This window comes from Streptomyces chryseus, from assembly GCF_014650755.1.
Lineage (GTDB): Bacteria > Actinomycetota > Actinomycetes > Streptomycetales > Streptomycetaceae > Streptomyces > Streptomyces chryseus.
The window spans coordinates 13,471-38,205 of sequence record NZ_BMVO01000025.1 but is presented as its reverse complement, the minus strand read 5'-3'; the positions used below and the strand labels follow the sequence as shown (position 1 = coordinate 38,205).

General features: G+C 72.4%; 18 protein-coding genes, 5 tRNA genes and 1 riboswitch. Of the genes, 14 read left to right on the top strand and 9 right to left on the bottom strand.

Annotated elements, in window-relative coordinates; genetic code table 11:
- Window position 1: 1 nt before the first annotated feature.
- Window positions 2-3,922, bottom strand: a complete 3,921-nt coding sequence (gene hrpA / locus IE185_RS27285; protein WP_138897524.1) for an ATP-dependent RNA helicase HrpA — start codon at window positions 3,920-3,922, stop codon at window positions 2-4.
- Window positions 3,923-4,036: 114 nt separating this feature from the next.
- On the opposite strand from hrpA, the gene IE185_RS27280 reads away from it, so the two are divergent.
- The 3 genes from IE185_RS27280 to IE185_RS27270 all read left to right on the top strand — a co-directional run bounded on the left by IE185_RS27280 (window position 4,037) and on the right by IE185_RS27270 (window position 6,535).
- Window positions 4,037-4,558 carry a hypothetical protein gene (locus IE185_RS27280; protein WP_138908306.1) on the top strand — a complete coding sequence of 174 codons (522 nt, stop codon included), beginning with the start codon at window positions 4,037-4,039 and terminating at the stop codon, window positions 4,556-4,558.
- A 346-nt stretch (window positions 4,559-4,904) separates the two neighbouring features.
- Window positions 4,905-5,705, top strand: coding sequence for a DsbA family protein (locus IE185_RS27275; RefSeq protein ID WP_138899323.1), 801 nt, complete (start codon window positions 4,905-4,907; stop codon window positions 5,703-5,705).
- Window positions 5,702-6,535, top strand: a complete 834-nt coding sequence (locus IE185_RS27270; protein ID WP_138899324.1) for a cytochrome c biogenesis CcdA family protein — start codon at window positions 5,702-5,704, stop codon at window positions 6,533-6,535. The genes IE185_RS27275 and IE185_RS27270 overlap by 4 nt, the downstream gene beginning before the upstream one ends.
- 86 nt (window positions 6,536-6,621) lie before the next feature.
- Here IE185_RS27270 and IE185_RS27265 read toward each other — a convergent pair.
- The 4 genes from IE185_RS27265 to IE185_RS27250 form a co-directional block, all read right to left on the bottom strand.
- Window positions 6,622-6,698 (bottom strand) — tRNA-Phe (locus IE185_RS27265).
- Between the two features lie 22 nt (window positions 6,699-6,720).
- Window positions 6,721-6,795, bottom strand: a tRNA-Asp gene (locus tag IE185_RS27260).
- 39 nt (window positions 6,796-6,834) lie between these two features.
- Window positions 6,835-6,907, bottom strand: a tRNA-Glu gene (locus tag IE185_RS27255).
- A 79-nt stretch (window positions 6,908-6,986) separates the two neighbouring features.
- On the bottom strand, window positions 6,987-8,531 hold the full coding sequence (locus tag IE185_RS27250) for a metallophosphoesterase family protein (protein WP_189716200.1): 1,545 nt from the start codon (window positions 8,529-8,531) through the stop codon (window positions 6,987-6,989).
- Window positions 8,532-8,618: 87 nt separating this feature from the next.
- Here IE185_RS27250 and IE185_RS27245 point away from each other — a divergent pair, with 87 nt between their 5' ends.
- The 10 genes from IE185_RS27245 to IE185_RS27200 all read left to right on the top strand — a co-directional run bounded on the left by IE185_RS27245 (window position 8,619) and on the right by IE185_RS27200 (window position 18,470).
- Window positions 8,619-8,981 (top strand): metallopeptidase family protein, encoded by a 363-nt coding sequence (locus tag IE185_RS27245; protein ID WP_189716198.1) that lies wholly within the window; start codon window positions 8,619-8,621, stop codon window positions 8,979-8,981.
- Window positions 8,978-9,454, top strand: a complete 477-nt coding sequence (locus IE185_RS27240) for a fluoride efflux transporter FluC (RefSeq protein ID WP_189716196.1) — start codon at window positions 8,978-8,980, stop codon at window positions 9,452-9,454. Before IE185_RS27245 ends, IE185_RS27240 begins: the two co-directional genes overlap by 4 nt.
- The gene (locus tag IE185_RS27235) at window positions 9,451-9,813 is read left to right on the top strand and encodes a fluoride efflux transporter FluC (RefSeq protein ID WP_138907779.1); all 363 of its coding nucleotides are present in this window, start codon (window positions 9,451-9,453) and stop codon (window positions 9,811-9,813) included. Before IE185_RS27240 ends, IE185_RS27235 begins: the two co-directional genes overlap by 4 nt.
- Window positions 9,814-9,977: 164 nt before the next feature.
- Window positions 9,978-10,574: a hypothetical protein gene (locus tag IE185_RS27230; protein WP_229843725.1), complete on the top strand. Its 597-nt coding sequence runs from the start codon at window positions 9,978-9,980 to the stop codon at window positions 10,572-10,574.
- Between the two features lie 226 nt (window positions 10,575-10,800).
- Window positions 10,801-13,020: a DEAD/DEAH box helicase gene (locus tag IE185_RS27225; protein WP_189716194.1), complete on the top strand. Its 2,220-nt coding sequence runs from the start codon at window positions 10,801-10,803 to the stop codon at window positions 13,018-13,020.
- A 280-nt stretch (window positions 13,021-13,300) separates the two neighbouring features.
- Window positions 13,301-16,357: an FG-GAP repeat domain-containing protein gene (locus IE185_RS27220; RefSeq protein ID WP_138897160.1), complete on the top strand. Its 3,057-nt coding sequence runs from the start codon at window positions 13,301-13,303 to the stop codon at window positions 16,355-16,357.
- Between the two features lie 87 nt (window positions 16,358-16,444).
- Window positions 16,445-16,517, top strand: a tRNA-Lys gene (locus IE185_RS27215).
- A gap of 136 nt (window positions 16,518-16,653) precedes the next feature.
- On the top strand, window positions 16,654-16,854 hold the full coding sequence (locus IE185_RS27210; RefSeq protein ID WP_138897161.1) for a DUF5988 family protein: 201 nt from the start codon (window positions 16,654-16,656) through the stop codon (window positions 16,852-16,854).
- Between the two features lie 162 nt (window positions 16,855-17,016).
- A tRNA-Met gene (locus tag IE185_RS27205) sits at window positions 17,017-17,090 on the top strand.
- Between the two features lie 177 nt (window positions 17,091-17,267).
- Window positions 17,268-18,470: a PP2C family protein-serine/threonine phosphatase gene (locus IE185_RS27200; RefSeq protein ID WP_229843724.1), complete on the top strand. Its 1,203-nt coding sequence runs from the start codon at window positions 17,268-17,270 to the stop codon at window positions 18,468-18,470.
- On the opposite strand, the gene IE185_RS27195 is transcribed toward IE185_RS27200, so the two are convergent.
- Window positions 18,409-19,392, bottom strand: coding sequence for a DUF2332 domain-containing protein (locus IE185_RS27195; protein ID WP_189716192.1), 984 nt, complete (start codon window positions 19,390-19,392; stop codon window positions 18,409-18,411). The genes IE185_RS27200 and IE185_RS27195 overlap by 62 nt on opposite strands.
- Before the next feature lie 258 nt (window positions 19,393-19,650).
- Window positions 19,651-19,798: riboswitch (cyclic di-AMP (ydaO/yuaA leader) on the top strand.
- Window positions 19,799-19,809: 11 nt separating this feature from the next.
- Between IE185_RS27195 and IE185_RS27190 the strand changes: the two genes are divergently transcribed.
- The gene (locus tag IE185_RS27190) at window positions 19,810-20,910 is read left to right on the top strand and encodes a M23 family metallopeptidase (RefSeq protein WP_229843723.1); all 1,101 of its coding nucleotides are present in this window, start codon (window positions 19,810-19,812) and stop codon (window positions 20,908-20,910) included.
- 173 nt (window positions 20,911-21,083) lie between these two features.
- On the opposite strand, the gene IE185_RS27185 is transcribed toward IE185_RS27190, so the two are convergent.
- The 3 genes from IE185_RS27185 to lhgD all read right to left on the bottom strand — a co-directional run bounded on the left by IE185_RS27185 (window position 21,084) and on the right by lhgD (window position 24,680).
- Window positions 21,084-22,481 (bottom strand): PrsW family intramembrane metalloprotease, encoded by a 1,398-nt coding sequence (locus IE185_RS27185; protein WP_138907786.1) that lies wholly within the window; start codon window positions 22,479-22,481, stop codon window positions 21,084-21,086.
- A gap of 50 nt (window positions 22,482-22,531) precedes the next feature.
- On the bottom strand, window positions 22,532-23,329 hold the full coding sequence (gene trmB / locus IE185_RS27180; protein ID WP_229843722.1) for a tRNA (guanosine(46)-N7)-methyltransferase TrmB: 798 nt from the start codon (window positions 23,327-23,329) through the stop codon (window positions 22,532-22,534).
- 121 nt (window positions 23,330-23,450) lie between these two features.
- A complete protein-coding gene (lhgD, locus tag IE185_RS27175) occupies window positions 23,451-24,680 on the bottom strand; it encodes an L-2-hydroxyglutarate dehydrogenase (RefSeq protein WP_189716190.1) in 1,230 nt (409 codons plus the stop codon).
- Window positions 24,681-24,735 lie beyond the last annotated feature (55 nt).

Genomic DNA, 24,735 nt, shown 5'->3' with positions numbered 1-24,735 from the left:
GTTACGGGGCCGCCGCGTCGATCGCCTTCACGATCCGCTTGTCCGAGACCGGTTGGGCCGTCCCGAGGGCGTGCGCGAAGTAGCTCACCCGCAGCTCCTCGATCATCCAGCGGATGTCCAGCACCTCCTGCGGAACGGGCCTGCCCTGAGGCAGCTGCTCCAGCAGCCAGGCGTACTCGTCCTGCATCTCGTGGACCTTCTCCATGCGCGTGGTGTCGCGCTGGACGGCCGTGGGCATCTGCTGGAGCCTGCGGTCGGCCGCGACGAGATAGCGCATCAGATCGGGCAGCCGGCGCAGCCCCGTCTTCGTCACGAAGCCGGGCGGCACCAGGAACGCCAGCTGGTCGCGTACGTCGGCGAGGTTGTTCATCAGGGCCAGGCTGCTCGTGGCCTTCAGCCGGCGCTCGCACGCCTGCCAGGCCGCCAGGATCTGCTGGACCTGGTTCACCGTGCGCACGGTCGTGTCCACGAGGTCGGCGCGGACCTTGTCGAACAGCTTCCGGAACGCCTCCTCGTCCCAGGCCGGGCCGCCGTGGTCGGCGATCAACTGGTCGGCGGCGGCCGTCGCGCAGTCGTCGAAGAGCGCCTGGATCGAACCGTGCGGATTGCGCGAGAGCGCCAGCTTCTGCTGGTTGCTGAGCTTGTCCGACGCGAACTTCGCCGGGTTGACCGGGATGTTCAGCATGATGAGCCGCCGCGTGCCGCGCCACATCGCCTGCCGCTGCTCGGCCTCGGTGTCGAAGAGCCGTACGGCGACGCTCTCGCCCTCGTCGACGAGGGCCGGGTACGCCCGGACCGGCTGCCCGGCCCTGCGCGTCTCGAAGACGCGGCTGAGCGTGCCGATGGACCAGCCCGTGAGGCCCTTGCGTTCGATGGACTCGCCCGTGGGGCCCGCGGTCGCCGCGGCGGCCTTGGAGAGCGCCTGACGGGCCTTGGGGCGCAGCGTGAGCCGCAGCGCCTCCAGATCCTTGTCCTCGGCGAGGTTCCTGCGCCGCTCGTCGATGATCCGGAAGGTGATCTTCAGGTGGTCCGGGACGCGGGAGAGGTCGAAGTCGTCCGCCTCGACCGGGACGCCGACCATCCGCTTCAGCTCGCGGGCGAGCGTGAGCGGCAGCGGCTCCTGGAGCGGCACGGCGCGGTCCAGGAACTTGCGCGCGTAGTCCGGGGCCGGGACGTAGTGCCGGCGGATCGGCTTGGGGAGGGAGCGGATCAGCTCGGTGACCACGTCCGCGCGCAGGCCCGGGATCTGCCAGTCGAAGCCCTCGGACGTGACCTGGTTGAGCACCTGGAGGGGGATGTGGACGGTCACGCCGTCCGCGTCCGCGCCCGGCTCGAACTGGTACGTCACCCGGAACTTGAGCTTGCCCTGCCGCCAGGAGTCCGGGTAGTCGTCCTTGGTGACCGCCCCGGCCTTCTCGTTGATGAGCATCTCGCGCTCGAAGTCGAGGAGTTCGGGCTCCTCGCGCTTCTTGTGCTTCCACCACGAGTCGAAGTGCGCGCCCGAGACGACGTGTTCGGGGATGCGCTTGTCGTAGAAGTCGAAGAGCGTCTCGTCGTCCACCAGGATGTCGCGGCGGCGCGCCCGGTGCTCCAGCTCCTCGACCTCGGTGAGGAGCTTGCGGTTGTCCGCGTAGAACTTGTGGTGGGTCCGCCAGTCACCCTCGACCAGGGCGTTGCGAATGAAAAGGTCGCGGCTCGTCTCCGGGTCGATCCGGCCGTAGTTGACCTTGCGCTGGGCGACGATCGGGACGCCGTACAGCGTGACCCTCTCGTACGCCATGACGGCCGCCTGGTCCTTCTCCCAGTGCGGCTCGCTGTACGTGCGCTTGATGAGGTGCTGGGCGAGCGGCTCGATCCACTCCGGTTCGATCCTCGCGTTGACCCGCGCCCACAGGCGTGACGTTTCGACCAGCTCGGCGGACATGATGAAGCGGGGCTGCTTCTTGAACAGCGCCGAGCCGGGGAAGATCGCGAACTTGGCGCTGCGGGCCCCGAGGTACTCGTTCTTCTCGGTGTCCTTGAGCCCGATGTGGGACAGCAGACCGGCCAGCAGGGACTGGTGCACGGACAGCTCGGGCGCGTCGTCCTCGTTGACGTGTATGCCCATCTGCTTCGCGACCGACCGCAGCTGGGTGTAGATGTCCTGCCATTCGCGAATGCGCAGAAAGTTCAGATACTCCGACTTGCACATCCGGCGGAAGCTGGAGGAGCCGCGCTCCTTCTGCTGCTCCCGGACGTACCGCCAGAGGTTGAGATAGGCGAGGAAGTCGGACGTCTCGTCCTTGAAGCGGGCGTGCTGCTGGTCCGCCTGCTGCTGCTTCTCGGAGGGGCGCTCGCGCGGGTCCTGGATGGAGAGCGCGGAGGCGATCACCATGACCTCGCGCACGCAGCCGTTCTTGTCGGCCTCCAGCACCATGCGGGCCAGGCGGGGGTCGACGGGGAGCTGGGCCAGCTTGCGGCCCTGCTCGGTGAGCCGCTTCTTCGGATCCTTCTCGGCCGGATCGAGCGCGCCGAGCTCCTGGAGGAGCTGGACGCCGTCGCGGATGTTGCGGTGGTCCGGCGGGTCGATGAAGGGGAACTTCTCGATGTCGCCGAGGCCGGCGGCGGTCATCTGGAGGATGACGGAGGCCAGGTTCGTCCGCAGGATCTCGGCGTCGGTGAACTCGGGCCGGGTGAGGAAGTCGTCCTCGGCGTACAGCCGGATGCAGATGCCGTCGGACGTACGGCCGCAACGGCCCTTGCGCTGGTTGGCGCTGGCCTGGCTGATCCGCTCGATCGGCAGGCGCTGGACCTTGGTGCGGTGGCTGTAGCGCGAGATGCGGGCGGTGCCCGGGTCGATCACGTACTTGATGCCCGGGACGGTGAGCGAGGTCTCCGCGACGTTGGTGGCGAGGACGATGCGCCGGCCGGTGTGGCGCTGGAAGACGCGGTGCTGCTCGGCGTGCGAGAGGCGGGCGTAGAGGGGGAGGACCTCGGTGTGGCGCAGGTTCCTCTTGTTGAGCGCGTCGGCGGTGTCGCGGATCTCCCGCTCGCCGGAGAGGAAGACGAGGATGTCGCCGGGGCCCTCGGCCTGGAGCTCGTCCACCGCGTCGGCGATCGCGGTGATCTGGTCGCGGTCGGAGTCGTCGCTGTCGTCTTCGAGGAGGGGCCGGTAGCGGACCTCGACGGGGTACGTACGGCCGCTGACCTCGACGATCGGCGCGTCGCCGAAGTGGCGGGAGAAGCGCTCGGGGTCGATGGTCGCGGAGGTGATGACCACCTTGAGGTCGGGGCGCTTGGGGAGCAGCTGGGCGAGATATCCCAGCAGGAAGTCGATGTTGAGCGACCGCTCGTGGGCCTCGTCGATGATGATCGTGTCGTACGCGCGCAGCTCGCGGTCCGTCTGGATCTCGGCGAGCAGGATGCCGTCCGTCATGAGCTTGACGAAGGTCGCGTCCGGATTGACCTGGTCGGTGAACCGGACCTTCCAGCCGACCGCCTCGCCGAGCGGGGTCTTCAGCTCGTCCGCGATGCGTTCGGCGACGGTGCGGGCGGCGAGGCGGCGGGGCTGGGTGTGGCCGATCATGCCCTTCACGCCACGGCCGAGCTCCATGCAGATCTTGGGGATCTGCGTCGTCTTGCCGGAGCCGGTCTCACCCGCGACGATCACGACCTGGTGGTCGCGTATCGCCTCGGCGATGTCGTCCTTGCGCTGGCTGACCGGCAACGACTCCGGATACGTGATCTCGGGCATCCGGGCAGCACGCTGCGCCAGGCGGGCGGCGGACTTCTCGGCCTCGGCGGCGATTTCGTCCAGGACGGCCTGGCGGGCCTCGGGCTTGCGGATGCGGCGGGCGCCGTCGAGACGGCGGCCGAGCCGGTGGGCGTCGCGCAGCGGCAGCCCTCCGAGCACGGTCTGGAGGTCGGCGAAGGAAGTAGACATACCTGATTCAGGATCTCACCCGCCGGTCGCGACTGGCGAACCGATTTCCGCGGGGCGGCGTCGGGGGAGCCTTTACGCTTGACGGGACGTCCCCGGACAGGAGATCCAGAGCCAATGCCCCAGGTCAGCCCCCGGCGCCGCAGCGCGGCGACCGTGAGTGCCCTGGTGGGTACGGTGCTCGTGGTGATCATGCTGCTGCTCGGTACGGACACGGGGGGTGGGGGCGTGCCCGGCGCCGGGGGCCCGGTTCCGGCTTCGGGTGCGGTGACCGCCCCGGCTTCGGCCCCGGCTTTCGGCCCGGCGGCGGAGACGCCCTACGCGCGTTCCTCCAGCCCGGCGACGGCTTACGCCCCTGCTCCAGCCCCCACCGCCGGCCCGGCGTCCGCCGCCGGCTTCGCCGCCGCCTCCGACGCCCCGGAGCCCGGGTGCCGACAGCGGCACCCCGGTCCGGCGAGCGTGCCGGTGGCGCCGCCGCGGGGCGGTGCGGCGTACGAACTGCCGGCCACCCTGTGCGCGGCCAGGGCCGGTGGAGGCTCCTGGGGAGCCGAGGACCTGGTCCCGCATCGCGCCCCCGGCCACCTGCCGCCGCCGTTGGACCCACCGACCCCGGAAGACCTCTCGATCCTGCGGGTGTAGGCGGGTCCGCGGCCGGCTCGGTCCCCGGCCCGCCCGCCCCGCCCCGGACCACCGGACGGGCCGTACGGCACCCCGGACAGCCCACTGCTCTCCGATCCGCCCCCTTCGGCCCACCGGCGGCGTCCCGTGCCCTGCTTCCGGGGCTGCGGCCTCCGGTTGTCCGCCCCGTCCGGCGTCCGAGAGCCGGGGCCGGGGCGGAGCCCCGGTTCGGGAAGGGGCGGGGCGGGGAAAGTGGCCCCGCCCGGTCCATCGGCTTCCCGGCTCCCGGCTCCCGGCTGCCTCGCGCCGCCGCTCGCCGGCCCCTCGTCTCCGCCTCCCGCATCCGTTCAGGAGTACCGAAACACCCATGACCACCTCCTCCAGGACCTCCACCCGCCGCAACATCGGCATCGGCGCGGCCGTCGCCGTCGCGGCCGCCCTCCTCGGCGTCGCCTCGTACACCGCCACCAAGCCCGGCGGCGCCGCCTCCGCCGACGTACCGGCGGCCGAGGTCTCCGCCGATCCGCAGGCCGGTGTCTACCCCGAGCTGGCGAAACTCGCCCGGCGCGACCACGGCGACGCGCTCGCCCAGGGCCGGGCCGACGCGCCCGTCGTGCTCATCGAGTACGCCGACTTCCTGTGCGGCTACTGCGGCAAGTTCGCCCGCGACACCGAGCCCGCGCTCGTGAAGAAGTACGTCGAGAACGGCACCCTGCGCATCGAGTGGCGCAACTTCCCGATCTTCGGCAAGGAGTCGGACGCGGCGGCGCGTGCGGCGTGGGCGGCCGGCCGGCAGGGCCGCTTCTGGCAGTTCCACGCGGCCGCGTACGCCGAGGGGGCCAAGGAGAAGGGCTTCGGCGAGGCACGGCTCAAGGCGTTGGCCGAGGAGGCGGGCGTGAAGGACATCGCCCGCTTCACCCGCGACGCCGGCGGCGAGGCCGCCGCGAAGGCCGTGCGGACGGACCAGGAGGAGGCGTACCAGCTGGGGGCCACCTCGACGCCGTCCTTCCTCGTCAACGGCAGGCCGATCGCCGGCGCCCAGCCCGCCGCGACCTTCACGCACGCGATCGAGGCGGCGGCCAAGGCGGCGAGGACCGCCAAGGACACGAAGGACACGAAGGACACGAAGGACACGAAGGACGCCAAGGACGCCAAGGCGGACCGGTGAGCCCCGACATCGGGTATCTCGCCGCCTTCCTCGGCGGGCTGCTCGCCCTGCTCAGCCCGTGCAGCGCCCTGCTGCTCCCCGCGTTCTTCGCGTACTCGATCGACACGACGTCCCGGCTGACGGCCAGGACCGGCATCTTCTACGCCGGACTCGCCACGACCCTCGTGCCGCTGGGCGCGGCCGGCTCGTACGCCGGGCGGCTCTTCTACGGGCACCGGGACCAGCTCGTCCTGGCCGGCGGCTGGCTGATCGTCGCGCTCGGCGTCGCGCAGATCCTGGGGAGGGGCTTCGCGTCCCGGCGCATGGCCGCGCTGTCGGGGCGGATCAGGCCCACGACGGCGGCGTCCGTGTACGCGCTGGGAGCCGTCTACGGTCTGGCCGGCTTCTGCGCGGGCCCCATCCTCGGCAGCGTCCTGACGGTCGCGGCCGTCAGCGGCAGTCCGGTGTACGGCGGACTGCTGCTGGCCGTCTACGCGTTGGGCATGGCCGTGCCGCTCTTCGTCCTCGCGCTGCTCTGGGAGCGGTTCGAGCTCGGGAAGCGGCACTGGCTGCGGGGGCGGACGTTTCGGGTGGGGCGCTTCGAGCTGCACACCACGTCGCTGCTGTCCGGCCTCTTCTTCGTCGCCCTGGGCACGCTGTTCCTGGTGTTCGACGGCACGACGGCGCTGCCCGGTCTGCTGGACGTGGACGACTCGTTCGCCGTCGAGGAGTGGGTGGGCGGCCTCGGCGCGTCCGTGCCCGACGCGGTGCTCCTGACCGGCGTGGTGGCGGTGGTCGGCGCGGTACTGGCGCTGCGGGCCCGCCGCCGGAAGGTGCCCGAGGAGGGCTGACGCGAACGGCCCCGTCCGGTGGGCGGGGCCTTCGGGGGGCCGACGGGTACGCGAAAGCCCCCGTCCGTGGACGGGGGCTTTCGTCATGGTGGCTGGGGCCGGGATCGAACCGGCGACCTATCGCTTTTCAGGCGATCGCTCGTACCAACTGAGCTACCCAGCCACTCGGATCTCGCGATCCGCAGCGGTCCTGACGGGATTTGAACCCGCGGCCTCCACCTTGACAGGGTGGCGAGCACTCCAAACTGCTCCACAGGACCAAGCGTGGTGCGAGAACAAGTCTCGCACACGGTTGTGCGTGCCCCCAACGGGATTCGAACCCGTGCTACCGCCTTGAAAGGGCGGCGTCCTGGGCCACTAGACGATGAGGGCTAGAGCCCGCCTGGGCGCTTTGCAGCGCGTCGGGGACGTGAGAAGCATATGGGATGGCGGGACCGTTCGCCAAAACGGTTTACGGGGAGGGTGAGGGGGGCGTGGCGGACGGGGTCTGCGAGGTGGGGGCGCCCGGCCGGTTCTCGGCCGGCAGGTGGCGGCTGACCTCGGCCGTCGTCAGGCCCAGGCCCCCCAGCGTGACCTCGTCCCACGCCTGCAGCCGCTTGGTCGAACGGTCCAGGTAGAGCACCGACGTACGGACCTTCTCGGGCTCGTCGTTCTGCAGCGCGCGCAGGCCGCCGCCGCCCGTCGAACCCTCGATCTTGAGGCGGGTGCCGTGCTTCAGCACCTGCGTCCTGCGGTTGTGCACGTGCCCCGCCAGGACCAGCGGAACCGTGCCGTCGGTCTCGCGCGCCGCGACCGGGTTGTGCGCCACCGCGATGTCGACCGGCGTACCGGCCCGCCGCTGGTCGCGCAGCGCCGAAGCGAGGCGTATCCCCGCCATGCGCTCGGCCGGATCGCCCTGCGCCTCGACCGAGCGGTCCGGGGTGAACTGCGGATCGCCGGTGCCGGCCACCCGGATGCCCGCCACGGTGACCGCCCGGCCCTCGTCGAGGACGTGGACGTTCTTGAGCCGTTCGAGGTAGTCCTGAGTGGCGAGCGAATCGTGGTTGCCCCGGACCCAGACATACGGCGCTCCCAGGTCGGAGATCGGGTCCAGGAAACCGTTCTCGGCGGCGCTGCCGTGGTCCATGGTGTCGCCGGAGTCGATGATCAGGTCGATGTCGTACTGCTCGACGAGCGAGCCGATGATGTGCCACGACGCCGGGTTGAGGTGGATGTCCGAGACGTGCAGGACGCGCATCGTCGCCGGGTCTGGCTGGTAGGTCGGGAGCGTCGAGGTGGCGTCGTACAGCTTCGTCACGTTGGTGACCAGGCGCGCCAGCTCCTTCTGGTAGACGTCGAACTCGCTGACGATGCTGCGCGCGTTGCCGACGACCGAGGGCGCGGAGGACAGCAGGCCGGAGAACTTCGGCTCCAGGACCGACTTCGGGTTCCAGGTGGCGTACGCGCTGACGGCCGACGCGGTCAGCAGGGCGAGCGCGAGGCCGCCCGCCGCGAGGGCGCGGCGCGGGCGGCGGTAGACGGCGAGGCCGAGGGCGGTGGCGCCGGACACGACGGCGACGCAGGAGCGTACGGCCAGTTCCGTCGCGCCGTCGGCGACGTCCTGGGTGATCTCCTCCTGGAGGCCCGAGAGGCGCTCGGGGTGTTCGACGAGGGCCTGGGAGCGGGCCGGGTCGAGCTGGTCGACGTCCACGTCGAGGCGCAGGGGCGCGGTGTGGGTGTCGAGTTCCAGAGCGCCCAGCGGCGAGACGTTGATCTTCGTGCCGCCGGCGGCGGACGCGCGGAGCGTCATGGTCGTGTCCATCGGACCGACCGGAGTACGGACACTGCCGACGATCAGCAGCCCGAGCCACGCGCCGCACAGGACCACGGCGGCGAGGCCCAGCGCCCGCGCGTAGGGATGGGGGGTCCGGACGAGGGTGCTGGTGGGGGCGGTGTCACGGGAGCGGTAGTGGTGTCGCAGGCGGGTCAGCGTGGCACGAAAGGAAGCGCGGGCCATTGGTCCCGTATGCCCAGGCGGGCGGTGGCCCATGCCCGCCGTGGCCCGTCTCCACCCTGTCGCACGGAATTACGTGACAATGGCCGGGTGCTGGAGATGACGCGTGAGGAGTTCGAGGAACTGGTCGCCGAGGCGCTGGACAGGATCCCGCCGGAGCTGACGCGGTTGATGGACAACGTCGCCGTGTTCGTGGAGGACGAACCGCCGGCGGACCATCCCGACCACGGCCCCGACCTGCTCGGGCTGTACGAGGGGACCCCGCTGACGGACCGCGGCGAGTGGTACGCGGGCGTGCTGCCGGACCGGATCACGATCTACCGGGGGCCGACCCTGCGGATGTGCGAGTCCCGGGAGGACGTCGTCGCCGAGACGGAGATCACCGTCGTCCACGAGGTGGCGCACCACTTCGGCATCGACGACGAGAGGCTGCACGCGCTGGGGTACGGGTGAGCGGGCCGGCCGGCCCCGGTGACGCCGTCGACCCCGATGTCGACCTGCGGGTGCCCGCGCAGCGCGCCGAGACCGCCGGGCGCGGCGGGTGGCGGGTGCCGGCCGCGGTCGCGGCGGGCGGTGTGCTGGGGGCGCTGGGCCGGTACGGGGCGGCGGTGCTGTGGCCGGGGAGCATGTGGACGACCCTCGGCGTCAACGTGGTGGGCTGCGCGCTGATCGGCGTGCTGATGGTGCTGGTGGCCGAGCAGGGCCGGGGGCACGCGCTGGCCAGGCCGTTCCTCGGGGCCGGCGTCCTCGGTGGCTTCACGACCTTCTCGACGTACGCGGCGGACGTGGCGCGGCTGCTGGAGCGGGGGGAGGCGCTCACCGCGACCGCGTACGCCGCCGGGACGTTCGCGGGGGCGATGGGCGCGGTGTGGGCCGGGGTGAGGTTGACGCGGGCGGCGGTCGGCCGGGCCGGGGCCGCCGCGTGAGCTGGCTGCTGGTGGCGCTGGGGGCGGCTGTCGGGGCGCCGCTGCGGTACCTGACGGACCGTGCGGTGCAGGCGCGGCACGCCGGCGAGTTCCCGTGGGGGACGTTCGTGGTCAACGCGGGGGCGAGCCTGGTGCTGGGGGTGCTCACGGGGGCGGTGGTGTCCTCGGGGACGTACGCGCTGCTCGGGACCGGGCTCTGCGGGGCCCTTTCGACGTACTCGACCTTCAGCTACGAGACGCTGCGGCTGGCCGAGCGCGGGCGGGGCGTCCTGGCGGTGGCCAACGCGGGCGGTTCGCTGCTCGTGGGGCTCGCGGCGGTCTTCCTGGGGTCGGCCCTCGGGCGGGCCCTGGCGGGCTAGCCGGGGGCCGCGGAGCGGCCGGGGCCTGACGCGCCGTCGGGGGCCGTGCCGGGCCTTCGCCCCCGGCCGCCCGGCGCGTTCACCCGGTCACCCGTGCGTGTCCCTTGTGGGTTAAAGGGAGTTGGGCAGTGAAACCCGCCCGCCGTGCCCCGGAGGTGCCGCTCGTGCGCCAGTTGCTCCCGCCTGTCCGATTGGCCCCCGCCAGACTCGCCGCCGCCGTCCTCGCGGTCGCGGCGTCCGCGGGCTGCATGAGCGTGAGCGACGAGGGAGGCAGGCCGGAGCCGTCCCGTTCGGCGGCCGGGCAGGAGGCGGCGGCCGCGGAGCCCGACGGCGGGCAGGCGCGGACCGGGACGGGGATCGACCGTACGAGCGGGCGGGCCCAGAAGGACCGGGACGGCCGCGAGAAGGCCAAGGACGGCAAGGCCGGGGACGACCCGTCGGCGAGTCCCGGCGCGTCGCCGGGCGCCTCGGCCTCGCCGTCGAAGAGCGGCGAGGCCCCGCCCCGGGGCGACGGCACCCGGCCGAAGCCGCGCCCCGGCGTACCGACCCCGACGCAGGACACGCCGACGCCGACGAAGCCTCCGCAGCCGCCCGAGCCGCCCCCGGTCACCGAGCCGCCGCCCCCGGAGCCGTCCGAACCGGAGCCGACCCCGCCGCCGCCCTCGGCGTCACCGGCGGCGGACACGCAGACGGCGGCGATGGGGCAGCGGCGCGAAATGGTGCGGGAGCCGGAGGCATCACCGCAGGTGGGGCCGGTGTAGGGGCCTCGGTTTGCCATAAGGGGGGGAGGGTGCGTATGGTTATAGATCGTTTGATCCCATTGCCCGGCGCCGTTGAGTTCTCGTAAAGAACGAGGACCTGGAGCGCCCCGTGGCGCGTACTCTCCCTTACCGTGACTGACCGCACTGAGGCGGTCGATTTGCGATTGATTTGCGATTTCACGGAGTTTGGGCGCGTGCCGAGACTCCGAGAGGTTTCGCATTTCGTATGTCCATTTCCAGCACTGACCGCACCGCCATGCCCGAGAACGAGACGGTCGTAGTGACCGCCGACGTCGTCGAGGCCGCAGAGGTCACCACCGAGACCCCCGCCGAGCTCACCGAGAGCACCGACGCGACCGACGTGATCGAGGCCGACGAGGCCGACGAGAACACCGAGCCCTCCGTGACCTTCGCCTCCCTGGGCCTGCCGGACGGCATCGTCCGCAAGCTCGCGCAGAACGGCGTCACCGCCCCCTTCCCGATCCAGGCCGCGACCATCCCGGACGCCCTGGCCGGCAAGGACATCCTCGGCCGTGGCCGCACCGGCTCCGGCAAGACGCTCTCCTTCGGTCTGCCGACCCTGGCCCAGCTGGCCGGCGGTCACACCGAGAAGAAGAAGCCCCGCGCGATCATCCTGACCCCGACGCGTGAGCTCGCGATGCAGGTCGCGGACGCGCTGCAGCCGTACGGCGACGTACTCGGCCTGAAGATGAAGGTCGTCTGCGGCGGTACGTCCATGAGCAACCAGATCTACGCCCTGGAGCGCGGCGTCGACGTCCTCGTCGCCACCCCGGGCCGTCTGCGCGACCTCCTCAACCGAGGCGCCGCGTCGCTCGGAGCCGTCCAGGTCGCCGTCCTCGACGAGGCCGACCAGATGTCCGACCTGGGCTTCCTGCCCGAGGTCACCGAGCTGCTCGACCAGATCCCCGGCGGCGGCCAGCGCATGCTCTTCTCCGCCACCATGGAGAACGAGATCAGCACGCTGGTCAAGCGCTACCTGACGAACCCCGTCACGCACGAGGTCGACAGCGCGCAGGGCAACGTCTCGACCATGACCCACCACGTCCTCGTCGTGAAGCCGAAGGACAAGGCGCCGGTCACGGCCGCGATCGCCGCCCGCAAGGGCCGCACGATCATCTTCGTCCGCACCCAGCTGGGCGCGGACCGCATCGCCGAGCAGCTCCAGGACTCGGGCGTCAAGGCCGACGCGCTGCACGGCGGCATGACGCAGGGCGCCCGTACGCGCGTCCTCGAGGACTTCAAGAAGGGTTACGTCAACGCCCTGGTCGCCACCGACGTCGCCGCTCGCGGCATCCACGTCGACGGCATCGACCTGGTCCTGAACGTCGACCCGGCCGGTGACCACAAGGACTACCTGCACCGCTCGGGCCGTACCGCCCGCGCCGGCAAGTCCGGTGTCGTCGTCTCCCTGTCGCTGCCGCACCAGCGCCGCCAGATCTTCCGCCTGATGGAGGACGCGGGCGTCGACGCCTCGCGCCACATCGTCGGCGGTGCGGGCGCGTTCGAGCCGGAGGTCGCCGAGATCACCGGCGCCCGTTCGCTCACCGAGGTCCAGGCCGACTCCGCGAACAACGCCGCCAAGCAGGCGGAGCGCGAGGCCAAGGAGCTCACCCGCGAGCTGGAGCGCGTCCAGCGCCGGGCGACCGAGCTGCGCGAGGAGGCCGACCGTCTGGTCGCCCGCGCGGCGCGTGAGCGCGGCGAGGACCCGGACGAGGCCGTCGCCGAGATGGCGAAGGCCGCCGAGGCCGAGCTGGCGGCCGCCGAGGCCGCCGCCGCCGTGCCGGCGCAGGCACCGGAGCGTCGCGACGACCGGGGCAACTTCCAGCGCCGTGACGACCGCGGTGGCGACCGTGGCGGTGACCGTGGCGGCTTCCGCGGCGGCGACCGCGGTGGCGACCGTGGTGGCTTCCGTCGCGACGACAACCGTGGTGGCGGCGAGCGTGGCGGGTTCCAGCGCCGTGACGACCGTCCGGCGGGTGGCGACCGTGGTGGCCGTCCGTTCGAGCGTCGTGACGACAACCGTGGTGGCGGCTTCCGCCGTGACGACAACCGTGGTGGCGGCGAGCGCGGTGGTTTCCAGCGCCGTGACGACCGTCCGGCGGGTGGCGACCGTGGTGGCCGTCCGTTCGAGCGTCGTGACGACAACCGTGGCGGTGGCTTCCGCCGTGACGACAACCGTGGTGGCGGCGAGCGCGGTGGTTTCCAGCGCCGCGACGACCGCCCGGCCACCGGTGGCGGCTTCCGCACCGGCGGCGCCGACCGTCCGTTCAACCGCGACCGCCGTGACGACCGTCCGGCCACCGGTGGCGGCTTCCGCACCGGCCACGACCGCCCGCAGGGCCGTCGCGACGACCACCGTGGCAGCGGCACGGCGACCGGCTCGTTCGGCCGCCGCGACGACAAGCCGCGCTGGAAGCGCAGCTGATAGCTGATCAGCTCGGCGGCGTAGGCCGCTGACCTGCGAAGGCGGGCCCGTTCTTCACGAACGGGCCCGCTTTTCTTTTCCCTTTCCCCCCACCCGTGACTCCTGCTACGCTCCGCCCCACTTGCATGGGGGGCACTGCCGGGGGGCGTGGCTCGATTCGATTCGCCGACGGCGCGCGTGACACACAGCCGCCGTCGCTTCCCCACGCCTTTCTTCTGGCTCCCGGGGAGGGAACCGAGTGACACGACACGCCCTTGTGCGCGGCACGATCGCCGCAGCCATGGGGATCGGACTCTGTACGTCCGTGGACGCCGCAGCGGCCGCGAAGGAGGATGTGCCGCCTGCCGTGCAGGAAGTCGTCATTCCGCCGGCACTTCGGGACGCGGCACGATCGGCGACGCTGTTCGGTGGGGTACAGGCCTGGGACGCGGACGGCGTCGGCGCCCGCGGAGTGTTCCACCGGGAAGCCGGCCTCGATGGTCTGCAGTGGACCCGGTTCGAGGACGGCAAGACGTTCGCGGTGCCCGATGCCGGAGCCGTCGCCCGCCCTACGGGGACCGATGCTTTGGCCCATGTGACGTATGACAACGGCGCGCAAGTGGAGTTCCGGAACGCATCGGACGGTACGAACCACAAGTTCACCATTCCTGATGGTCTCGCCCTCCTTCGTGTATTCGATGGGACGGCAGTGGCCTTCGACAACGTCGTCGATTCCGACGGTCACGGCGCCAGGAGGTTGCACCTGCTGTCGTCCGACGGAGACGGCGGTACGCGTCATGCCGTCGTCACGGGACTGCCCGCGGGCGGGATGCTGGGCGCCCCTGTTGCCGGAGACCACAAGGGGATCGTGTTCCTCGGCAAAATCGGCAAAACCGACGACCGTATTCGTCTCGTGCAGGTTGACCCGCTTACAGGCCAGGTGAGCGGGATCAGCGCTCCGCTTCCCGAGGGATACCAGTACGCGAAGCTCTCCGACGAGCATCTCGCGGTGTACAGCACGAGCAAGACCGCTGTTCTCGTCATCCCCCGCGACGACCTCCCGGCCGAGCCCACCACGGTGGACGTGACGCCCGACGGTGCACCGCAGCACAACCTGGCGGTTGTCGGTCAATGGGTGGTGTACGAGAGCAACACGTCAGCAATCATGGCCAAGCCGATCGCAGGTGGCGCGCCGCTGACTGTCACAGCGAGGAGCACAGGAGCGCTGACGAGCGGCCCCGGTGGGACCGCAGTGGTGGTCGGCGGCTCGTCCTACCCCACTGACTGGGCCATTCGCCGCATCACCGCAGATGGGGACGGCCAGCCCCGGGCGACCCTTGTGAAGAAGCTGCCGCAACTGTCGGCGGTGGTCGGAGGCCTGGCGCTCGCGCAGGGGCGCCTCGGCCTCGTCGACAACAGCACGGGCACGAGGGAGGCCCACGGCCGCACGCTCAGCGCCACCGGGACGCCGACGTACGGAGAGCGATCCCGGCTCATGAACGCGGTTGCCTACCCGCCGTGGTGTGCGCATGACGACGCGGCTTGCGCGGCGCTGCACGGCGTGGGTGACGGGCGGTTCGCCAGGCTGGAGGAGTACACCGCCGAGAAGGACCTGGTCCGTATCGACGGGCCCAGGAACGACGACCATGCTTCGATCCTCGTCCCCCCCGGCGGGGAAATCACCTCCGTCACCCCTGGCCATCTCCTCCACACCTCCGAAGCGGGGGGAAGGCAGACCCTCTACCGCCTCTCCGACGGCAAGGCCGTCGTCCAGCGCGACGCCGGCGCCGCCGCCGTCTGGGCGGGCCGGCTGTGGACCCCGGGTGTGGCGAAAGGCGTGGTCACCGCGCGGGACCTCGCCGCCGGGACGACCGTCGAGACGGCGGACACCGGCGCGGGCTGCGTGCCCGAGGAGCTTCAGGCGGTCGGGCGCTGGCTGTACTGGAGCTGCCCCTCGGGCGGCCCGGCCGGGGTGTACGACCGTACGGAGAAGAAGTCCATTCCCGTGCCCTCCGGTGAGGCGCTGCTCGGTGACGGGTGGGTGGTCACGCACGACAAGGCCGACGGGAAGCTCCTCCTCACAGCCGTGGACACCGGCCAGGCCCGGAGCCGCACCGTCGGCGACCTCCCGGACACGGGCGTCTCGCAGCGCCATGTGCGGTGGACCGTCGACCGCTTCGCCGGGAACGCCGCCTACGTCGACGGCGACGAGCGGGTGCACCTGGTCCCGTCCGGCGTGCCCGGGCAGCCCATGGCCACGGCAGGGTCCCCGGTCGACATCCCCCAGGTCACCGCACGCACTTTCGACGCCGTACCGGAGATCGTCACCGTCACGCCGCTGTCCAAGCCAGCCGCGTCCTGGACACTGACGCTGCGCGACAAGGTCACCGGCAGGACCGTCGACACGGTCCGCGGCGGCGCCGTGCGCGAGCGGCTCGAAGCACGCTGGCACGGCATGGTGCCCGGCGCGCAGGGAGATGCCGCCTTCCCGAACGGCACGTACGCCTGGACGCTGTCCGTCCTGCCCGCCGACGGCAACGGCCCCGCGCTCCGGCGTACGGGCACGGTCGAGCTGCGGGGAGCGTCACCCGTGCGCCACGACTTCGTCGGGGACGACACCGTCGGGGATCTGCTGACGCTCAACTTCCACGGCAGCTTCACCTTCCACCACGGGACCGGCGCCGGGAAGTTCTCCGGGAAGACCTCGGCCACCGGGTGGGCCTCGTCGGCGTACGCCGTGCCGTTCGGCGACGTGAACGGCGACCGGTGCAACGACGTGCTGGTGCGGTCGGCCTCCGGCGAACTCCGGGCGTACAAGCCGAAGTGCGGTAAGGCCCTGACCGTTTCGACGGCGTCCAGCTCACTGGGGAGCGGATGGGGCCAGTACAACGTGCTGACGTCTCCCGGCGACATGAACGGCGACCGCCGTCCGGACCTGGTCGCCCGTCAGGCGTCGACCGGCGACATGTACTTCTTCGCCGGTGCGGCGGGCGGCAAGCTCGCGGCCAAGGTGAAGGTCGGTTCGAACTGGAAGACGTACGGGCGGATCGCCGGCGTCGGTGACATCACCGGGGACGGCCGGGCGGATCTGCTCGCGCACGACAGGTCCGGCGGCCTCTGGCGCTACGAAGGGACCGGCGACGGCTGGTTCGAGGGCCGCGTGCAGGTCTTCGAGGACTGGGGGCGGTCCTACAACGCCCTCGTCGGCGTCGGTGACGTGAGTGGTGACGGCAGGGCGGACATCGTCGTGCGGGACTCCGCCGGCAAGCTCTTCCGCAACGACGGCAACGGCCGTGGCTCCTTCGGCGGCCGCACGCAGATCGCCACCGGATGGCAGGGCTACAAGGGCCTGTTCTAGAGCCGGTGCTCCCGGTGACGGGCCCGGTAACCGATACCCGATCGGCTACCGGGTCCGCTGCGGCTATGCTCGGGGGTGATTCGCCGAGGGCCGTTAGCTCAATTGGCAGAGCAGCGGACTTTTAATCCGTTGGTTGTGGGTTCGAGTCCCACACGGCCTACCGCCCGAGGCGACCGGGGCAGCCCGGTCGACCCGCACGTCAGCGCCCCGCCCGGACACGTCCGGCGGGGCGCTCTCGCGTTCTCGGACGGGCGCTCCGACGTGCGCGTGCGGGGCAGCCGTGCGAAGACTGGGGCATGACGCAAAAGGCGCTCCTCGAAGGCGGGCCGGACGATCTGCGGGAGCGGATCGTGCCGATCACGCCGCCCGGGAAAGAGTTGAAGATCCCGCACCGCGGCGGGTACGAGCATTTCAAGGTCACGGCGCGGCACCAGGACACCGACCAGGGGCGCGTGACGGTGTACGAGTGGTGGGAGCGTACGGAGATCGCGGAGTAACGCCGCCGCGGGGGAGGCGGGTTGGCGGCGCCCCGCAGGGGTGGTGGTACGGCCCGACCGTGTTCGACCCGGCCGTCCGCCCGGAGCGCGGTGGGCCGTGTGAGCTGCGTGGGGCGTGTGGTCGGGGGTGGCTCCCCGATGGCGTACAGTTGAGTTCAACGACGCGGGGTGGAGCAGCTCGGTAGCTCGCTGGGCTCATAACCCAGAGGTCGCAGGTTCAAATCCTGTCCCCGCTACTGAAGAAGAAGACGAAGGTCCGGATCTCGGAAGAGATCCGGGCCTTCGTCGTGTCCGGGGAGCTCCCGCGTCCCCCGTTCGGTCGGCCTCCGATGGCCGCCCGGCGCGGCTGCGGCCAGCCTGGGCTGGGCGCGGTACGGTCCGCAGCCGGGTGCGCGGCGAGCAGGAGACCACTGGTGGGGAAGCTGGGCGGAGCGGCGGCCGGACGCGGCGGGGGCAGGGCGGTCTCGCGGTTCGTCCGGGCGCTGCCCGCGCTGCTGATCGTCGGCGGGTGCGCGTTCGACGTCACCACGCCGCCGAACTTCACCGCGTCGCCGCTGTTCGCGGCAGCCCCGCTGATCGCAGCCCCGCTGTCCTCGTTCCGCAACACCCTGGTGACCGGCGCCGTCGCCGTCGCCGCCGTCGTGGGGCTGCATCTCTACAACGGCACCTCCACGCACGTCGAGTCCGTGACCGAGCTGATCACCGTGGTGACCGTCGCCGTCCTCGCGCTGCTCATCAACCGTGTCGTACGCCGCAGCGGCCGGCAGCTCGCCTCCGCCCGCACCATCGCGGAGGCGGCCCAGCGCGCCGTGCTCCCCGTACCGGCGGACCGGATCGCCGGGCTGCACATCGCCGCGCGGTACGAGGCCGCCCAGGCGGACGCCTTCATCGGCGGGGACCTGTTCGCCGTCCAGGACACGCCGTCCGGGGTGCGGCTGGTGGTCGGCGACGTACGCGGCAAGGGGCTCGGCGCGGTGGAGGCGGTGGCCGTCGTCGTCGGGGCGTTCCGGGAGGCCGCGGAGCAGGAGAGCGCGCTCGACGGGGTGGCGCGGCGGCTGGAGCGGGCGCTGACGCGGGAGGGCGCCCGGCGCGACGGGCTCGACGCCTTCGAGGGCTTCACCACGGCCGTACTGGCCGAGATCCCGCACGGTCGGGGCGTCGTGCGGTTCGTCAACCGGGGCCACCCGGAACCGCTCCTGCTGTACGCCGACGGGGACATCGCGCAGATCGTGCCGCCCGAGGCCGCGCTGCCGCTCGGGATGGGCGACCTGGGCGCCTGGCCGGACCGGACGCTGGAGTGCGCGTTCCCGCCCGGTGCCACGCTGCTGCTCTACACCGACGGCCTGTCCGAGGCGCGGAACGCGGCCGGGGTCTTCTACGACCCGGCCGCCCGGCTGCGCGGCCGGATCTTCCCCGGCCCCGACGAGCTGCTGGACGCGCTCGTCGCCGACGTACGGCTGCACACGGCCGGGGCGGCCACGGACGACATGGCCCTGCTGGCGGTCGGGCGGCCCGCCGAGGGGCAGCGGGACCGCCGCAGGACGGTGGGCCTGGTCAGGCGGCCGGAGCTGCCGGAGGAGCGAACCAGTGCAGGCTCTGGCCGTGCGGGGCCGTGAAGGCGACCGCGCGCTCGTCGAGGGCGAGGGTGAGAAGGTGCTCGTCGTCCGGGGCGGGGGCGTCGAGCCAGGGCAGGACGGTGTGGTGCTCGTTGGAGATCCAGTGGCCGGCCAGCTCGCGGACGAGCGCGGCGAACTCCTCGCGGCGGGCGAGCGGCAGGTAGGTCAGTACGGCGGTGTGGAAGACGACCAGGGTGGCGTCCCCGGGGGCCTCGGCGGCCAGCGCCGGGAGTTCGTCGACGAGGTCGCCGCGCACGATGCGGGGCCTGGGCGCCGTACGGACCGCCTCGATGGCGGCGAGCTGCTGGCGGGGGCGCTCGGTGCGGCCGGGCCAGATGAGTGACTGGAGCCAGCGGACGTCGTCCGCGTCGGTGGGGTCGAGGGGGTTGAGGTCGATGCCGGCCCGCCAGGCGATGTCCGGGAGCGCGCTGGGCAGGGGCGCGTGACCCTCCGTACGGCAGTCGAAGGTGACGGGGGCGTCGCCCAGGACGGGGCCGTCGTCGTAGCGGTACGCGTAGCGGTCCGGGTGGAGGCACAGGCCCGCGGAGGCGCCGACCTCGATGAGGGCGAGGGGCTGGGGGAGCGCGGCGAGGAGGGGCAGCAGGGTGGCGCAGCGGGCGGGCTCGTTGGTCTGGGTGAAGCGGGCCAGCATGACGGCGCGTACGGCGTCCCAGTGGGTCAGGGTCCAGTCACGGAAGGGCGCCCACCGCTCGTAGGGGCCGCCGAGATACCGGACGGCGGCCAGGAGGAGGTTGGGCTGCTGCTTGTTGCCGGGCGGGAGAGCGGCGACGAGGGCGCAGAAGTCCGGGTCCTTGCTGATGCGGGCGGTGAGTTCGGCGTACACGGGCGAAACGGCGCGCGCCTGCTGCTCGGAGAACTCGCGGTAGCGATCGGCCACCGACTGCGTGTTGTTGACGACCATGGTGCTGAAGTTAGCCGTGGGATCCGGCTCGCGACGCTGCGTAGTCCAGAACACCCTTGCGCATAACGATTGACGAACCGTCATGCGACGGATGTTTTCTGAGTGGCGGTCAACTCGTCCGACTGTGACTGCTTGTGTCCCGATTGGTTCAGTCCAAGACCCTTAACGATCACTTGGAACAGCTTGGAAACCGAAGCCGGTGTCTATTAACGTTCGATAACGCAGCGCGGTCGTCCCAGTCGTCGCAAGAGACGGCACCGTGCGCACACGCCGAATCCCGCGAGGGAACCGGGGAACCACGTTCCTTGGGGTGAATCGGGCCGCTTCGTACCCACGGAGAGGCTCGTAGGAGACCTTCCTGCTCCGAACCCGTCAGCTAACCCGGTAGGCGAGAAGGAAGGAAAGGAGCACGCCTCCGTGGCGTCCAACAGCCCCGCCCCCCAGACCGCCATGCCCCCTTACGGGGCGGCCCACGACACCGGCACGCACGTCGGCGGGGAGGGGACCTGGGAGGAATGGAATCCGACTGAGGAATCCGTCCGTCCCGTACGCGGCCGTCACCGTGTGGCCAAGCAGCGCGGCGGTCTCGGTCGCAGCTCCACCGTTCTCGGCGTGGGCGTCATCGCCGCGGTCGGCGCGGGCGGAATCGCCACCGCCCAGGACAAGCCGGCCATATCGATCTCCCTTCCCGACGCGATAACGGACTCGCTTCCCGACCCCAAGTCACTACCCGGTGTCGGCTCTTTGATGTCCGACGACGCCGAATCCGGCTCCGACGTGCAGGCCGGCGCGGCGAACGAGGCCGTCGTGGCCGCCGCCCCGCTCTCCACCGCGGGCGTCACGACAGCCGACGCCCGGCAGGGCACCACCGACGCGGGCGAGGCCCTGCGCGCCCGCATCCTCCAGCAGGCCGAGCAGCAGCAGGCCGCCGCCGACGCCGAGGTGAAGGTCGCCGCCGAGAAGGAGGCCGCCGAGAAGGCCGCGGCCGAGGCGAAGAAGCAGCAGAGCGCGGCGGAGGCCGAGGCGGCCGAGGAGAAGCGCGAGGCCGAGGAGGAGAAGCGCGAGGCGCGGGAAGAGGCCGCGCGCAAGGCGGAGGAGGAGCGGCTCGCCAAGCTGGCCGCCAGCTACGCGATGCCCCTCTCGTCGTACACGCTCACCTCCACGTACGGGCAGGCCGGCGCTATGTGGTCCTCCGGCCAGCACACCGGCCTCGACTTCGCCGCTCCGACGGGCACGCCGCTCAAGGCCGTGCACGGCGGCACGATCAAGTCCGCGGGCTGGTCCGGTTCGTACGGCTACCGCATCGTCCTGGAGCTCCCGGACGGTACGGAGGTCTGGTACTGCCACCTCTCCTCGATGACCGTCACGTCCGGCGAGGTCGGTACGGGCGACGTCATCGGCCGCGTCGGCGCCACCGGCAACGTCACCGGGGCGCACCTGCACCTCGAAGTGCACACGCCGGACGGCGCGGGCGTCGACCCGGCCGCGTGGCTGCGCGGCAAGGGCCTCACCGTCTGACGGCTCCGCCTTTCGCTTCGCGCTCCGGCGGCCGGTCCCCGCCGGAGCGCGGCACCGCACCGCCCCGGTCCCCGGCAGCCCTGACGCACGCCCCCCGCGCCCAGGGCTGCCGGTCTGTCCGGGTCCAGGTCTTGCCTGGGGCCCCGAGTCCTCGCGTCCCTGGAGGGCCCCGGTCACTGCTGCCGGTACGGGTTGTACGCCGCGTAGTCCCGGTGCGGGGGCGGCGCGTACCCGTACGGCTGCCACGCGGGCGGCCGGGGCGGCGGGAGCCGTACCCGGCCCGCCGCCCGCGCCGCGTACTCCAGCGCCGGACCGGCGACCTCCCTGCGCTGCCACAGATGGTGCAGCAGCTCCTGCTCGCGTGCCGTGAAGTCCGGGCCCAGCGCGCCGCGGTGGGCCCGGTGGCGCAGGAAGGCCAAGGACGTGGCGAACAGCTCGTACTCGGCGACGGCACGGGCGGCCGCCCGGCCCCCGGCACGCCCCGCAGCGCCGCTTCCGTACCTGCGCGCCGCCGCGCCCCGCGCCAGCGAGCGGGCCCGCATCGAGGACAGGGCCAGCGGTTCGGCGGGCAGCAGCCAGCCGGCGGCGGCGTACGCGGGCAGCTCGGCGGCTATCGTGCCCAGCTCGCGCTGGCGCGTCCAGACCGCCAGCCAGGTCAGCAGTGCGAAGGCGGGGACCATGAAGACGGCGTACACGAGGTAGAAGCCGAGCCCCCCGAAGACCGCCGAGCCGTTCCACAGGGCGTGCATGCCCATCGCGCACACCAGGCCCAGCAGGGGCAGCGCGATGCGCCGCCACCGCCCCCCGCGCGGCGACGCGAGCGCGGCCAGCCCGAAGCCGATGCCGGTCAGCACCGTGAACAGGGGGTGCGCGAACGGCGACATCACTATGCGTACGAAGAAGGTCGCCGCCGTCACCGACGCGAGGCCGGAGACGCCCGCTTCCTGGTCCTCGCCGAAGGCGTTGCCGAGGTAGAGGATGTTCTCGGTGAAGGCGAAGCCGGTCGCCGTGAACCCGGCGACCACCACCCCGTCGACGAGCCCGGTGAAGTCCCGTCTGCGGAAGAGGAAGATCAGCAATATCGCCGCCGCCTTCGCGCTCTCCTCGACGACCGGCGCTATCACCGTCGCGCCGAGAGATTCGGCCCCCGCGGGATCGGCCGTGGCCGTGGCTATCCAACGGGTCGCGAAACTGTTCGCGACGATCGCGACGAGGGCCGCCGCGAACGCGCCCCAGGCGAAGGCGAACGCGAGGTTCCGCCAGGGCTCGGGCTCCACCCGGTCCAGCCAGCGGAACGCCGACGCCAGCAACGGCACCGGCAGCCCGGCCAGCCCCAGGCCCACCAGGAAGCCCTGCGTGCCGGTCTGGTCGCGGACGATCGCCAGGATCACCAGGGCGCAGAGCGCGAGCGCCGTGATCACCGCGCCCGCGCGCACCGCCCTGGTGCGCCACCACGCGCGGCGCGGCTTGTAGCGCCAGAGCGCGGGCGGCGGTACGGCGGTGAACTGCGGCTGCTGCTCGCAGTCCGGGACCGCCGGGTGCTGCCGGGGGTGCGGAGGGCTCTCGTACACCCGTCGACCCTAACGATCGGCACTGACACCGGCGATGGCGCCTGTGCGCCCTACCGGCGGCGGAAGAGCAGGTCGTTCACGACATGGCCCTTGTCGAGACCCTGGCCCTCGAAGCGGGTGAGGGGCCGGAAGGCGGGCCGGGGTGCGTAGCCGCCGCCCGGAACCGTGTTCTCGAAGTCGGGGTGCGCGCTGAGCACTTCCAGCATCTGCTCGGCGTACGGCTCCCAGTCGGTCGCGCAGTGCACGAGCGCGCCGGGGGCGAGGCGGGGCGCGACCAGGTCGAGGAACTCGGGCTGGATGAGGCGCCGCTTGTGGTGCCGCTTCTTCGGCCACGGGTCGGGGAAGTACACGCGCAGGCCGGCCAGGGAGGCGGGCGGCAGCATCTCGCGGAGCAGGATGATCGCGTCGCCGTTCGCGACCCGGACGTTGGTGAGACCGGCGCGCTCGGCGAGAGCGAGCAGGTTGCCCTGGCCGGGGGTGTGCACGTCGACGGCGAGGACGCCGGTGGCGGGGTCCTCGGCGGCCATCTGCGCGGTGGCCTCGCCCATCCCGAACCCGATCTCCAGCACGACGGGCAGGCCGCGGCCGCCGAAGAGCTCGTCGAGGTCGAGGACCCGCCGGCCGTCGATGTCCAGGCCCCACTGGGGCCACAGCCGCTCCAGCGCCTCGGCCTGGCCCGCGGTCACCCGGCTGCGCCGCGGCTGGAAGCTGCGGATCCGCCGCTCGTGGTGCGAACCGGCGGGGTCGGGTGCGGGGCCACCGGGGAACCGGGGCTCGCCCTTGGCCCGGTGGAAGGGGGAGACATGGGGGGTGGTGGCGTCGGGGTGGACGCGGGAGGACTCAGACACAATGCCCCGATTCTACGGCGCGCCGGGCAGCCCCCGCCTGCGGCGCTTCTCCGGGGCAGGCCCCGGCCCCCTGGGCGGCCCGCGCCCCGGCCGCCTTGGCATCCCCCGCGCCCGCGCCCCCCTACACCCCAGCCGCCCCCAGCACCCCCAGCGCCCGCCGCGCCACCTGTCTGCCGATCGGGAGTGAGGCCGTGGCCGCCGGGGAAGGGGCGTTCAGGACGTGGATCGTGCGCGGGGCCTCCCGGATCAGGAAGTCGTCGACCAGGGTCCCGTCCCGCAGCACCGCCTGCGCCCGCACCCCGGCCGGGGCCGGCCGCAGGTCCGCCTCCGCGATGTCCGGCAGCAGCCGCCGCACCGCGTCGGCGAACGCGCGCTTCGACAGTGAGCGGTGCAGCTCCCCCGCCCCGTACCGCCAGTGCCGCCGGGCTGTCCGCCAGGAACCCGGCCAGGCGAGGGTGCCGGCCAGCTCGCGCGGCCGGACCGCCGACCAGGCGTACCCCTCCCGGGCGAGCGCCGGAACCGCGTTCGGCCCGACGTGGACGCCGCCGTCGATGCCCCGGGTGAGGTGCACCCCGAGGAAGGGGAACGCCGGGTCCGGCACCGGATAGACCAGGCCGCGCACCAGCTCGGGGCGCGCGAGATCGAAGTACTCACCCCGGAAGGGGACGATCCGCATGCCCGGGTCGTCGCCCGCCAGCCGCGCCACCCGGTCGCAGTGCAGCCCCGCGCAGTTCACCAGGACCCGCGCCCGCACCACCGCCCCGCCGGCCGTGCGCACCGCGACGCCCCAGGGCCGCCGGTCGACGGCGGCCACCTCCGCGCCGTACCGGACCTCCCCGCCGGAAGCGGCGAGACTCTCCGCGAGCTGGCGCGCCACCGCACCGTAGTCGCACACGCCGGTCGTCCCCACGTGGATCGCCGCCAGGCCCCGCACGTTCGGCTCGTACTCCGCTATCTGCGCGGCCCCGAGCTCCCGCACCGGGATGCCGTTCTCGCGCCCGCGCTGCACCAGCGCGTGCAGCCTGGGCAGCTCCTCCCGCTCCGTCGCGACGATCAGCTTGCCCGTGACCTCGTGCGCGATGCCGTGTTCGGCGCAGAACTTGACCATCTCGGCCGCGCCCCGCACCGCGTACCGCGCCTTGAGCGAGCCGGGCCGGTAGTAGATGCCGCTGTGGATCACGCCGCTGTTGCGCCCGGTCTGGTGCAGGGCGGGGCCCCGCTCCTTCTCCAGCACCGCCACCCGGGTGCCGGGGGCGGCGCGGGTGACGGCGTACGCCGCCGAGAGGCCGACGATGCCCGCACCGATCACCAGCACATCGCAGTCGTACCGGTCACAGCGGTCGTACGGCATCGCTCCACCTCCCACCGCGGCCATGTCCGGATTCGTGCTCTCCGGGGAGCGCCCC